We start from the raw sequence: 12064 nt of genomic DNA, 5'->3' as shown, positions 1-12064 counted from the left end.
AACTATTTTGCGGGAGAGGCGGTGTTCGCGAACGGATGAAAACAGAAATGCCGGCAGCTCGCAAAAAACAGGACCTAAAGATATGGGAACAGGAGATTTCCGCCTCCTCCAAAGGGACTAATTTACAATTTTAATGAAAAATATACAAAATGACACTTCTATCCTTTATGTCAATTTTAGATAATAGACATGATCTGATAAAAGGAGGGCAAGTGATGACAAAAAAAGCATGGTTTCTGCCGCTCGTCTGTGTATTACTGATTTCCGGATGGCTTGCGCCGGCAGCTTCAGCAAGCGCGCAAACCGCATTAAGCCTTAATGACCGATTGGCGTCTTCCCCTTCAGGAACAGGAAGCCTTCTCTCATTAGCCGCCCCCGCTGCACCCTATGCTGATACAGATACCTATTATGAAGAGGCTGAAGGCAAAACAGGAGACTCGCTAAAAAGCGCCCTGCACCGCATCATCAGCGGACACACGATGCTGTCCTACAGCGAAGTATGGAACGCGCTGAAAGAAACCGATGAAGATCCGGCAAATCCGAATAACGTCATCCTGCTCTATACGAAAGAATCGAGATCTAAAAACCTGAACGGCGGCAATGTCGGCGATTGGAACCGCGAGCACGTCTGGGCGAAATCCCATGGCGATTTTGGTACGAGCAAGGGGCCTGGTACTGATATTCACCATTTGCGCCCGGCTGATGTTCAAGTTAACAGCGCCAGAGGAAATATGGATTTTGACAATGGCGGCACTGAATATGCGAAGGCACCCGGAAATTATTATGACGGCGATTCATGGGAGCCCCGCGATGATGTGAAAGGCGATGTTGCCCGCATGCTGTTTTACATGGCTGTCCGTTACGAGGGTGATGACGGCTATCCTGATCTTGAGCTTAATGATAAGACAGGCAACGGCTCAGCTCCTTACCATGGCAAACAATCTGTCCTGCTCGAATGGAATAAGCAGGATCCGGTTGACGACCGCGAGCGGAAAAGAAATGAAATCATTTATGAGAAATATCAGCACAACCGCAATCCATTTATCGATCACCCTGAATGGGCGGATGAGATTTGGCCGTAAGAAAAAGGTGCTCCTTTTGAGGAGCACCTTTTTCTAGTACACAGCCTCTTCCGTTTCCGCATCGAAAAAGACGACGTGGTCCATTTTCACTGAGAGCTGGATTGAATCGCCTGCTGCGATTCGGGTGTTTCCATCCAGGCGGACCTTGAGCCGCTCGTCCCCAGCCATGACATGCACTATGAGCTCCGAGCCCAGATTTTCATTCACTTCAACCTTCGCTTGAAACACTGAATCAAACAACTGGTCATTTCCGGTCATTTGTGTGATGTGCTCCGGCCGTACACCGGCAATCATCTGTTCTCCGGCATATCCCTTTTCCTTCAGCCGCTTTGCTTTTTCTTCAGGAATATGAAGCCGGATCGAAGAATTTGTGAAAAACAGCTCGCCATGCTGCTGTTCTATGATGCCTTTCAAAAAGTTCATTCCGGGAGAGCCAATGAAGCCTGCGACAAACAAATTGGCCGGGTAATGATAAATGTCATGAGGTTTCGCCACTTGCTGGATTTCCCCTTCATTCATGACGACAATCCGATCTCCCATTGTCATTGCTTCGGTCTGGTCATGCGTGACATAAATGATCGTTGCCTCTAATCGCTGGTGCAGCTTGCTGATTTCTGTCCGCATCGTCACTCTTAGTTTTGCATCCAGATTAGAAAGCGGCTCGTCCATTAAAAAGACCTTCGGCTCCCTCACAATCGACCTGCCAAGCGCCACCCTTTGCCGCTGCCCGCCGGAGAGCGCCTTCGGTTTTCTCTTCAGCAAATGTTCAATTTCTAAAATTCTGGCTGCCGCATGAACCCGCTCGGCAATTTCCTGTTTCGCCATCTTTCTGAGCTTTAATCCAAACGCCATATTATCAAAAACCGTCATATGCGGATAAAGCGCATAGTTTTGGAATACCATCGCAATATCACGTTCTTTCGGCGGAAGATCATTGACCCGCTCCCCATCAATAAGAAGATTTCCTTCAGAAATGCTTTCTAATCCAGCCACCATCCGCAGCGTTGTTGATTTTCCGCATCCTGACGGCCCCACCAGCACCAATAGCTCCTTATCCTTTACATCTAAATCAAAGTCCTTCACGGTTAATTGTGAGTGATATGATTTTTTGACGTGTTCGAATGTTAATGAAGCCATCAGAACATTCCCCCTATCTTTTGATCCGTTATTTCGTCACTGGAAACAACTTGGTCTTTCTGTTATTTTTAGAGTAATCGATTCCCATTTTTGCTATATTTCTAAAATAAAAAATGTAAATTTGTATTATAACGTCATAATACATTATAATATAAATAATAGGTTAAAAGGAGGCTACCCTTTGTTAAACAACGGAAGTTCTACACCTTTATACATTCAGCTAAAACAAATCATCACTGATGACATCAAAAAGGGCGTGTATTCCCCAACCGCCAAGCTGCCTACCGAAAACGAGCTTTGCAGCAAGTATAACGTCAGCCGCATCACCGTCAGGAAAGCCATTCTCGATTTAGTCGAAGAAGGCTATCTAATCAGGCAGCAGGGAAAGGGAACGTTCGTTAAAAGCCCTAAATTAAAACGAGAGCTGATCGCTGTAAACGGCTACTCGGAATTTATGGAATCAACCGGCAAAAAACCGAAGCACCAAGTGCTGTCCCATGACATCATTCCAGCGCCAAAGCCCATCGCCGAAAAGCTTCAAATCCATCCTGAGAGCCCTGTCGTTGAATTAAAACGCATTCTGTATAACGATGATCAGCCTCTCACCTTTGAAGTGACGCATTATCCGCTTGATTTGTTTCCCGGAATTGATACCTTTATTGCTGACGGCGTATCTATGCATGATATTTTGAAACAGCAATACAAAGTTGTACCCACGCACAATACGAAACTATTAAACGTTGTATATGCCCAGCAGGAGGAAAGCAAATACCTGGATTGTGATATCGGGGATGCGCTGTTTGAAATTGATAAAACGGCTTTTACATCAAACGACCAGCCAATCTATTGCTCACTGTTTTTGATGCACACAAACCGTGTCACTTTTACCATTAACAGCCCCTACACATAACAGGCATAAAAAACGAGACACTGCTTATAGTATTCTCGTTTTTTCACTGCTTCCCCCGTCCTCCAAGCGATAAGGATAGCCATAGCCGAAAGCTCCGTACACACCGCATGTTTTCGCAGCTGTTTCGGCGGCCTGGCGCAAAGCGTACGTTATATCCTGCTTCACGCAAAAGGCAGTCAAAAAGCCTGCTATAAAAGAATCTCCCGCTCCAAGTGTATCTATTATATCAGTTTCCACAATCGGCTGATGATAGATTCGATCACCCGCAGACAGGATTGCTCCTTGGCCCCCTCGGGTCATACAAACCATTTTGGCTCCGTACCCATGAGCTGTTTTGGCAAGCTCGCCGCATTCCGACTCACTCAAATCGCTTCCTGAAAAAAACGCATACGTCACATAAGGACAGACCCTTCTCAAATAATCATCCTCCCGATTGGTTGAAAAATCAAATGAGACAGGGACAAGCCCGCACAGCTGCGGAAGATCGTTCTCAAGCCTGCTGTACACGCTAGTATGCAGCAGATCATGTCCGCTGATAAAGGCTATATCTTTCTCCTGGAACACGAGCCGAAGCCGGGACTGAATACCGCCTTTATTTGACCTGACAAAAATGCGGTCCCCCTGTTCATCAAGGGTGACAATCGCCATCCCGTTTTCCCCGTGCGCCTGGCGGATATAATCTGCATTGACCTGCTCCAGCTTGAGAACGTTCAACAAATGGGCCGCGGCTTCGTCATTGCCGACGATTCCGATATAAGAAGACTCATGCCCGAGCCGTTTGGCAAGCACGGCGACGTTTAAGGCATTTCCTCCCGGGTAAAATGTTTCTTGATCCTGGTAGTAATCGACAACATTATCTCCAACCGCAATCAATTTCATAGTGCTTCCTCCTTTATCCTTTTACACTGCCGCTTGCAATCCCGCGGACAAAATATTTCTGCATCAATAAAAATAGAATAATAATCGGCGCGGCTGAAATCGTTAACCCCGCCAGCAGGACGCCCCAGTCTGTCTGCAGCGCGTCTCTGAACTGCATCAGACCGGCTGGAATGGTCCGCAAATTCTCATCATCAATGAAGATAATCGCAAACATAAACTCATTCCATGTATGGTAAGCCGTCAAAATGCCGGATGTCACCAAAATTGGCACACTCATTGGTAAGAAAATTCTGAAAAATATCCCAAAACTTGTACACCCATCCAAATAGGCCGCCTCCTCCAATTCTTTGGAAATAGAAAGAAAATAAGAGCGGATCAAAATGATGGTGAATGGGATCCGATAAGCCGCATACGGCAGGATTAACGCCCAATACGTATTGTACAGGCCAAGCGACTGAATAATAGAATAAAGCGGCACAAGACTGACCTGCGGCGTCAGCATCAATCCGCCAAGACATATCACCAAAAAGAATCCTTTTCCTTTAAACTCAAACCGGGAAAGGCCATACGCTGCCCATGCACTGATAAAGACAGTGATCACACACGTCAGCGCCGTAACGATGACACTGTTCATAAAATAAGAAGAAATCCCCTGGTTCCAGGCGGATACAAAGTTTTCCGGATGCCACGAAGACGGCAGCGACCAGCTGTGCTCAAAAATATCGTCAGAGTTTTTAAAGGCGCTCATCACCATCCAGAGAAGCGGATAGGCAATCGCAATCAGATAAAGAAACAGAAAAAACCACACAGACGTTTCTCCGATATACCATTTTCGTCTATGCTTTCTTTTCACCTCAATGTGCCGGTCAGGCACAGGCTCCAATCTGAACGAATCTGTCTTCTTCTGAGGCAGCATCTGTTACTCCTCCTTTCCGGTTTTAAAGAACTTCATTTGCATGAGCGACAATGCGAGCGTAATGATTAACACGACAGTGGCAATCGCTGAGGCGTAGCCCATCATATCCTTTGTAAAGGCGCTTTTATATAAAAACGTGCTTAAGACTTCAGACGCGTTGCCCGGCCCGCCGCCTGTCAAAATGTACGGCTCATTAAATACCGTAAAGGCCCCGGTCAGCGTCATGACCACCGCAACAAAAGACATCTCTTTCGTCTGGGGAACAGTAATATGAAAAAACTGCTGAATTTTCCCCGCACCGTCAAGACGGGCTGCTTCATACAGTTCATCCGGTATTTTTTGAATCGACACAATGTACAGCATCGCAATATAACCGACAGATTGCCACTGGGACACAAAAATGACAGAAAGCATAGCTGTACTGTCCTCCCCGAGCCAGGCCCTCGTCAGCTGATCAAGACCGATGGCCTGAAGCAGCTGATTCAAAAGCCCTGTCTCCGGATTGTAAATAAAATCAAACAAAAGCGCGATCACCGTCATGGAGATGACAACCGGCAAAAAGAAAACGGTACGAAAAAATGGCGACCATTTTCTGACCAGCTTATCCTCAAGCACCGCCGCCAAAATCAAACCGCCAAATACCTGGCATATAATTGAGATCACTGCGTAAAGCACGTTATTGGTAAGTGCCTGATAGAAGACAGGATCATGAAATAATTCAACATAGTTTTTTAAGCCGATAAACGTTTTTTCCGGAGAAAAAGAGCTCCACTGAAACAGGCTGAGGAATACATTCTCAAAAATCGGGATATAAACGAAAAGTAAAAAAACGAGAGCGGGCACCAAAAACAAATAGGGGATTATTTTATTTTGATTGACCAAGGGTATCTCATCTCCTTTATAAAAAGAAAAGGTGCGAAGCTTCACCTTTTCTTTGATTTATTCAGCTGACGCCCTCGCCTGCTTTGCTGCTTTTTGAACGGCTTTCATCACCTGCTGCGGTGTCATGTCGCCGCCAAGCATTTGTTGGACGCCCGTTAGGTACGCATCTGCGACTTCAACATCGACATCCATATCAAACCATGGAACCATTGATTTGGCGTCAACAATATGCTGAACGGCTTCACGCTGAATGGCTGTTGAATTTTCTTCAGTAGCCGTGCCTTGCACCGCACTGTATTTCCCGACATCTTTCACGAGCTTTTTGCCCATTTTTTTCGACGTCAAAAACTGCAAAAATTCCATCGCTTCCTTCGGATGTTTTGTTCTTGAGGAAATCATGAATCCTTCCGGCGCTCCCGTTAATGCTTCTGAAGATCCTTTTTGCCCGCTGATTTCAGGAAATGGGAACATCCCGAGGTTAACCGGTTCAACCAGCTTGATTTCTGCTGTTTCCGCATATATCATCGCCGACTTTCCGCTCTTAAATTGCTGTCTCACATATTCGTGGTCGACGGAGTTTACATGTTTATTAAAGTAAGGCGTCAGCTCTTGAAGCTTTTCAAGGGCTTTTACGTAGCCTTCATCGGTAAATTCACCCGTTTTGGCGTTATAGTCCTTTTCCCGTGTTTTTTCATCGACCATCCGCTGATTAAGCGTGCCGATATAGTGCGAGATTGTCCAAGTCGCCTTTGTTCCGAAGCTGATCGGTGTGTAGCCATGTTCTTTCAGCTTTTTTGACACCTCGATTAATTCATCCCACGTCTTCGGGGGATCAAGATTCAGCTTTTGGAAAATGTCTTTATTATAGAAGAATGATTTAGCGTCCATTTGCCACGGCACGCCGTATTGCTTGTTTTCATAAGTAAATGGCGTAATTTGCGATTGAACGAGCTGGGATGACCAATCGGTGTCATTTTTGTAGTAGGACGAGAGATCAAGTGCTTTATTGCCTCTGATAAATTTATAAGCAAACTCATCGCTCCAAGAGAAGTAAATGTCAGGAGGGCTGGTGGTTCCCAGCATGACCTTAATTTTATCTTTATAGGAGTCATTTAAAACGGCTTCAATTTGAATATCGATATCCGGATGTTCTTTTTCAAATTCCTTCACAACTTCTTCAAAATAACTTTTTTCCGGCTCCTTCGGCCATCTGTGGAAAAACTTCAATGTCACCTTTCCGTCCGCTGAACTGTTTTGGCTCGAACAGCCCGCAATGGTGAACATACTGACAGCTGCAATGATCAAGAACAACAACATTTTCTTCAAAGGGTTGGCCTCCTCTGGACATTAGACTATAATGTTATATAACATTATAGTCTAATGCATAATGGTTCCTCATTTTCAGATCAATACTCAACTTTCCACATGTATCTTCTATGAGATAAAGGATGATTTCTCGCCTCTGCCAGCTCGTCTGCATAGCTTCTCAGCACACGGTTGAGAACGAGCGGAGCAAGGTAGCCTTTAACTGAATCGTCAATTGCAGTGAAGTCGTAAGATGCAGCATCAAGCACAGTGAGCTTTTTGCCATACTTTTTCGAGAAGGTAAGCGCCCGCTCTTCAAGAGGTCTTGTTTCATCTAAACCGAGCAGGATGATAAATGGCACGGATTCATCAATAATTTCAAACGGTCCGTGAAAGTATTCTCCGGCATGAATGGCGTGGGAATGAATCCATTGCATTTCCATGAGAATGCAGATGCTGTAGGAGTAAGCGACACCGTAGTTTGCACCGCTTGCCATTGTATAAATTATGCTTTCTTTTTCATGAGCTTTTGCAAATTGCTTTGCGTTGTCAGCTTCCTGCTTAAGGGCTTCTTCATACACAGCCTGTAATTGGTCTAAGCCTTCAATTGCCTGTTGGAATTTCGTATTGTTTTCTAAAACTTGCAGGGTTCCAAAAACGATTTGATACAGAACGCCATAGTTCGTATTGATCGCAAGCGCCTCATCACCCCAATCGTACTGGGCAACATATTGCGCTTCCTGCGCTAAAGGAGACTCCGGTTTATACGTCATCGCAATCGTAAGTGCGCCTTTGCCTCTCGCAAACGCAGCAGCTTTGACTGTTTCCGGGGTATTTCCCGAATGCGAGCACAAAATAACAAGAGACTTTTCGCCAAGCTGAACAGGGTTGCGCTGAATAAATTCATTAGAACTGTAAAGGTCGGAGTTGATTGATTTTGACTCTCTGTCAAACACATATTTACTCGGGTACATAATGGCCGAAGATCCTCCGCATGCAACAAAGAATACATGGTCAATGGTTTTCCCTTTCAAATCCTGCAAGAAAGCTTGAACCTCACGATTTACTTTTGCTGTGGCCTGACTCAAATCCTTCACTCCCTATTTTTATTATATAACGTTATATAACATTATATATTGTTATATTAAAGTCCACAGCGATGATTGTCAATATTATTTTCTGAAATTTCTCAATAATTATAGACAAGACCTATAAGCGAAAAAATGCCCAAATGAAAAGCCAGAACTTTATTTAAGCTCTGGCTTCACTGTTCAATCCGCAGACTGACACCTTATTTGAAGAATACCTTGTCCACATTGTACTTCGATTGCTGTGTATTGATAATATAGGTTTCGTAAATGTCTCTTTCCATTGGATCATCGACTACACATACTTCAATTTTATATACTTCATCTCTGTGATGTTTGATTGGTGAGACATTGTCTTCAAAATGTTTCTTAATTCTCTGTCTTAACTTTCTGGCTTTACCGACAAACAGCAGCTCGTCATGAATGTTGTAAAACATAAAAATGCCGCCTTTGTGCCTTGGGATCTGGTGAAAGTCGATGAATCCGTGAATCGGTTTTATTTTCGGCTCGTTATCATTAGCTGATTGCTGTCGTTCAGTGATGATGACATTCGGTGCAGGTATATCAATTTTTATCAAAATTAGTTCACGTCCTCTTTTTCATTAAAGATAAATGCTAACACATACAGAATAGAAAAGCTAGAATAGCTTTATACTATTTGTTTGTTATGCTCTTACTTATTATGCAAGTGCTCCGGCTGGATCATACGGGCTAAGGTCTAATTCTGTCTGCTTTCCGAGAACTAGCTTTGCGAGCTCTGCACCCAAGAACGGCCCCATCGTTAGGCCAGAAGCACCCAAACCGTTAGCAGCGTACAGGCCTTGAACATTCGGCACGGCCCCTACAACCGGCAGAAATCCCGGTGTAAACGGCCTGAAGCCCACTCTTGTTTCAATGGCAGCGGCATCAGCAAGGCCCGGTGCAACGCCTAACGCTTTGCTCAATACTTCGTGCTGGCCTCCGGCTGTCACACGCAGATCATGAAGAGCAGCATCATTTTCGTGTGTGGCGCCAGCTATGATTCTGCCGTTATCAAACGAAAGAATGTACTGATCGTTCGGCGGCATCACAACCGGCCACGCGCCTGTATCCGTGTCCATCATTTCAAAATGCATAATCTGCGCTTTTTGAAAGGACACTTGAAAATGAATGCCAAGAGGCTTCATGATTTCATTGGCCCATGCCCCCGCCGCCACAATCACCGCGTCAGCCGCAAACTGCTGTGTGTCTGTTCGCACGCCGATGACTGTTCCGTTTTCAAAAAGCAGGGATGCATTTCCTTTGATGATCGCTGCGCCGCGTTTCTCCGCAGCGCTTAAAAGCGACCGGCACAGCGCTCTTCCGTTTACACGAGCGGCCCCGCTGATATGAACCGATTCATAGCCATCAGCTAAAATCGGAAACAGCTTTTTCGTCTCACTCGCGGACAAGCGGGTAATCTCACCGATCTCCGGCGCGTCCTCCCGTCTCTTATACGCCCGCTCCTCCATCTTATCGAGCTTTGACGCGTCAGTGTGAATGCTGATCGCACCAACACGCTTGTATCCCGTATCTGTTTCTCCGACCTCTTCCAATTGATGGATTAAATCCGTATAGTACCGTGCTCCTCCCTTTGCAAGCTGATACCAATCCTGATTACGGCGCTGCGAGAGCCAAGGACAGACGATCCCCGCCGCCGCATCAGTCGCTTGTCCCGGCTCTTTCCGGTCAATGACAGTAACGCGAGCGCCTGATTTTGCGAGATGATAAGCCGTCGACGCGCCCAGAATCCCTGCGCCGACGATGATGTACGATTTCATATGCAAACACCTTTTCTATTATAATGTCTATTCATTTTACCAAATAGAATGCTTTCCTTCGACCTTTTGCCCTAATGTGGAAAAACCGCGAAGTTCGTCCAATCTCTTCACTCTCCTACCGAATATCCTGTCACTATCAATAGAGAAAGGATGATACCATGAGCGAAAATCGTCATGAAAATGAAGAAAACAGACGCGATGCGGCAGTCGCAAAAGTCCAAAACAGCGGTAATGCAAAAGTCGTGGTCAGCGTGAACACAGATCAGGATCAGGCACAGGCTCAGACACAAGACGGGGAAGACTAATGAACGAAAACATTATTCCTCTCAACAGACATACTCAAGAGATACCCACTACTGAATCTGTTATCAAAAACAGCGGCAACTCAGAGGTCCATATCGACATTCACATTGATACAATGCCAATTGCTTTTGCTCTATTATGCTCTGCATTAGCCGCAAAGCAGATGACAAAAGAGGAATTCGATATGGCTTATACTCAATTGCGAGAGATGAACAGAGAAAATAACAACAGATCATCTGTAAAGCAAATTATCAATCAGGAGACAGAAGAAGAGTAAAAAACCGCGGGCCCTGCGGCCAGCGGTTTTTCTTCTGCATACAAAAAGGACGCAACTGAAACCAGTCACGTCCTTTTTTGTGAAACAATTAACCGATTGAACCTTCCATTTCGAACTTAATCAAACGGTTCATTTCAACTGCGTATTCCATTGGAAGCTCTTTTGTGAATGGCTCGATGAAGCCCATTACGATCATTTCAGTCGCTTCTTCTTCAGAAATACCGCGGCTCATCAAGTAGAAGAGCTGCTCTTCAGATACTTTAGACACTTTCGCTTCGTGCTCCAATGAAATGTTATCATTTAAGATTTCATTGTAAGGAATTGTGTCTGACGTTGATTTGTTATCCATAATGAGCGTATCGCACTCGATGTTAGAGCGGGCGCCTTCCGCTTTGCGTCCGAAGTGGACGATTCCGCGGTACGTTACTTTTCCGCCCTGTTTTGAAATCGATTTTGACACGATTGTAGATGATGTGTTTGGTGCAAGGTGAATCATTTTCGCACCTGCATCCTGATGCTGGCCTTTACCCGCAAGAGCGATAGAAAGCGTCATACCGCGCGCGCCTTCGCCTTTTAGGATACAAGCCGGATATTTCATTGTCAGCTTAGAACCGATGTTGCCGTCGATCCATTCCATTGTTGCGTTTTCTTCACAGATCGTACGCTTCGTTACAAGGTTGTAAACGTTGTTCGCCCAGTTTTGGATCGTTGTATAACGGCAGTAGCCGCCTTTTTTCACGATGATCTCAACAACCGCACTGTGAAGTGAGTTTGTTGTGTAAACAGGCGCAGTACAGCCTTCAACATAATGCACGCTTGCTTCTTCGTCAACAATGATCAGTGTACGTTCGAACTGACCCATGTTTTCAGAGTTGATACGGAAGTAAGCTTGAAGCGGCGTTTCAACCTTCACGCCTTTAGGCACGTAGATGAAAGATCCGCCGGACCAAACAGCTGAGTTAAGCGCCGCAAACTTGTTATCAGTCGGCGGGATTACTTTTGCCCAGTGCTCACGGAAAATATCTTCATTCTCTTTCAGCGCGCTGTCAGTGTCTTTAAAGACGATGCCTTGCGCTTCAAGATCTTCTTTCATGTTGTGGTATACAACCTCAGATTCGTACTGAGCAGAAACACCCGCAAGGTATTTTTGTTCAGCTTCAGGAATACCGAGCTTGTCGAATGTTTGCTTAATTTCTTCAGGAACTTCATCCCAAGAACGCTCTGAACGCTCAGACGGTTTTACGTAATACGTAATTTCGTCAAAGTTCAGTGAGTTTAAATCTCCGCCCCATTGAGGCATTGGCATGTTGTAGAAATGCTCAAGTGATTTCAAGCGGAAGTCAAGCATCCATTGAGGCTCTTCTTTCATGCGAGAAATTTCTTCTACGATTTCTTTTGTCAATCCGCGCTCTGAACGGAAAATGGAAACGTCCTTGTCGTGAAAACCATACTTGTATTCACCAATATCAGGCATTTTTTTAGCCAT

Annotated in this window: 13 protein-coding genes and 1 pseudogene; 5 read left to right on the top strand and 9 right to left on the bottom strand. The window is 45.2% G+C overall.

Annotation, left to right across the window (positions count from 1 at the left end):
* Positions 1–31: 31 nt before the first annotated feature.
* Together BLL41_RS23020 and BLL41_RS08530 are read left to right on the top strand one after the other, a co-directional pair.
* Positions 32–134, top strand: a pseudogene (locus BLL41_RS23020) (hypothetical protein); the annotation flags it as partial.
* 81 nt (positions 135–215) lie between these two features.
* Positions 216–1082, top strand: a complete 867-nt coding sequence (locus tag BLL41_RS08530) for an endonuclease I family protein (RefSeq protein WP_071577502.1) — start codon at positions 216–218, stop codon at positions 1080–1082.
* A gap of 33 nt (positions 1083–1115) precedes the next feature.
* On the opposite strand, the gene BLL41_RS08525 is transcribed toward BLL41_RS08530, so the two are convergent.
* Positions 1116–2219 carry an ABC transporter ATP-binding protein gene (locus BLL41_RS08525; RefSeq protein WP_071577501.1) on the bottom strand — a complete coding sequence of 368 codons (1104 nt, stop codon included), beginning with the start codon at positions 2217–2219 and terminating at the stop codon, positions 1116–1118.
* A gap of 181 nt (positions 2220–2400) precedes the next feature.
* Here BLL41_RS08525 and frlR point away from each other — a divergent pair, with 181 nt between their 5' ends.
* Complete coding sequence (gene frlR / locus BLL41_RS08520) at positions 2401–3129, top strand: transcriptional regulator FrlR (RefSeq protein ID WP_040081902.1); 729 nt, start codon at positions 2401–2403, stop codon at positions 3127–3129.
* A gap of 24 nt (positions 3130–3153) precedes the next feature.
* On the opposite strand, the gene frlD is transcribed toward frlR, so the two are convergent.
* From frlD to BLL41_RS08485, 7 genes are all read right to left on the bottom strand, one after another.
* A complete protein-coding gene (gene frlD / locus BLL41_RS08515) occupies positions 3154–4008 on the bottom strand; it encodes a fructosamine kinase FrlD (protein ID WP_071577500.1) in 855 nt (284 codons plus the stop codon).
* Between the two features lie 13 nt (positions 4009–4021).
* Positions 4022–4924: a carbohydrate ABC transporter permease gene (locus BLL41_RS08510; RefSeq protein ID WP_071577499.1), complete on the bottom strand. Its 903-nt coding sequence runs from the start codon at positions 4922–4924 to the stop codon at positions 4022–4024.
* 3 nt (positions 4925–4927) lie between these two features.
* The gene (locus BLL41_RS08505; RefSeq protein WP_071577498.1) at positions 4928–5806 is read right to left on the bottom strand and encodes a carbohydrate ABC transporter permease; all 879 of its coding nucleotides are present in this window, start codon (positions 5804–5806) and stop codon (positions 4928–4930) included.
* A 57-nt stretch (positions 5807–5863) separates the two neighbouring features.
* Complete coding sequence (locus tag BLL41_RS08500; RefSeq protein ID WP_071577497.1) at positions 5864–7132, bottom strand: ABC transporter substrate-binding protein; 1269 nt, start codon at positions 7130–7132, stop codon at positions 5864–5866.
* An 80-nt stretch (positions 7133–7212) separates the two neighbouring features.
* The gene (frlB, locus tag BLL41_RS08495; protein WP_014665296.1) at positions 7213–8199 is read right to left on the bottom strand and encodes a fructosamine deglycase FrlB; all 987 of its coding nucleotides are present in this window, start codon (positions 8197–8199) and stop codon (positions 7213–7215) included.
* A gap of 203 nt (positions 8200–8402) precedes the next feature.
* Positions 8403–8777 (bottom strand): nucleotide excision repair endonuclease, encoded by a 375-nt coding sequence (locus BLL41_RS08490; RefSeq protein WP_071577496.1) that lies wholly within the window; start codon positions 8775–8777, stop codon positions 8403–8405.
* A gap of 102 nt (positions 8778–8879) precedes the next feature.
* Positions 8880–9998, bottom strand: coding sequence for an NAD(P)/FAD-dependent oxidoreductase (locus tag BLL41_RS08485; protein ID WP_071577495.1), 1119 nt, complete (start codon positions 9996–9998; stop codon positions 8880–8882).
* Positions 9999–10156: 158 nt separating this feature from the next.
* Between BLL41_RS08485 and sspG the strand changes: the two genes are divergently transcribed.
* On the top strand, positions 10157–10303 hold the full coding sequence (gene sspG, locus BLL41_RS08480) for an acid-soluble spore protein SspG (protein ID WP_040081894.1): 147 nt from the start codon (positions 10157–10159) through the stop codon (positions 10301–10303).
* Positions 10303–10578: a hypothetical protein gene (locus BLL41_RS08475; protein WP_071577494.1), complete on the top strand. Its 276-nt coding sequence runs from the start codon at positions 10303–10305 to the stop codon at positions 10576–10578. Before sspG ends, BLL41_RS08475 begins: the two co-directional genes overlap by 1 nt.
* A gap of 88 nt (positions 10579–10666) precedes the next feature.
* Here the strand turns inward: BLL41_RS08475 and sufB are convergent, their stop codons facing one another.
* Positions 10667–12064 carry a Fe-S cluster assembly protein SufB gene (sufB, locus tag BLL41_RS08470; protein ID WP_024713611.1) on the bottom strand — a complete coding sequence of 466 codons (1398 nt, stop codon included), beginning with the start codon at positions 12062–12064 and terminating at the stop codon, positions 10667–10669.

Source organism: Bacillus sp. FMQ74, assembly GCF_001875785.1.
GTDB classification, from domain to species: Bacteria; Bacillota; Bacilli; order Bacillales; family Bacillaceae; genus Bacillus; species Bacillus stercoris.
The sequence above is the reverse complement of the archived record's forward strand: the minus strand, read 5'-3'. Positions and strand labels throughout refer to the sequence as shown.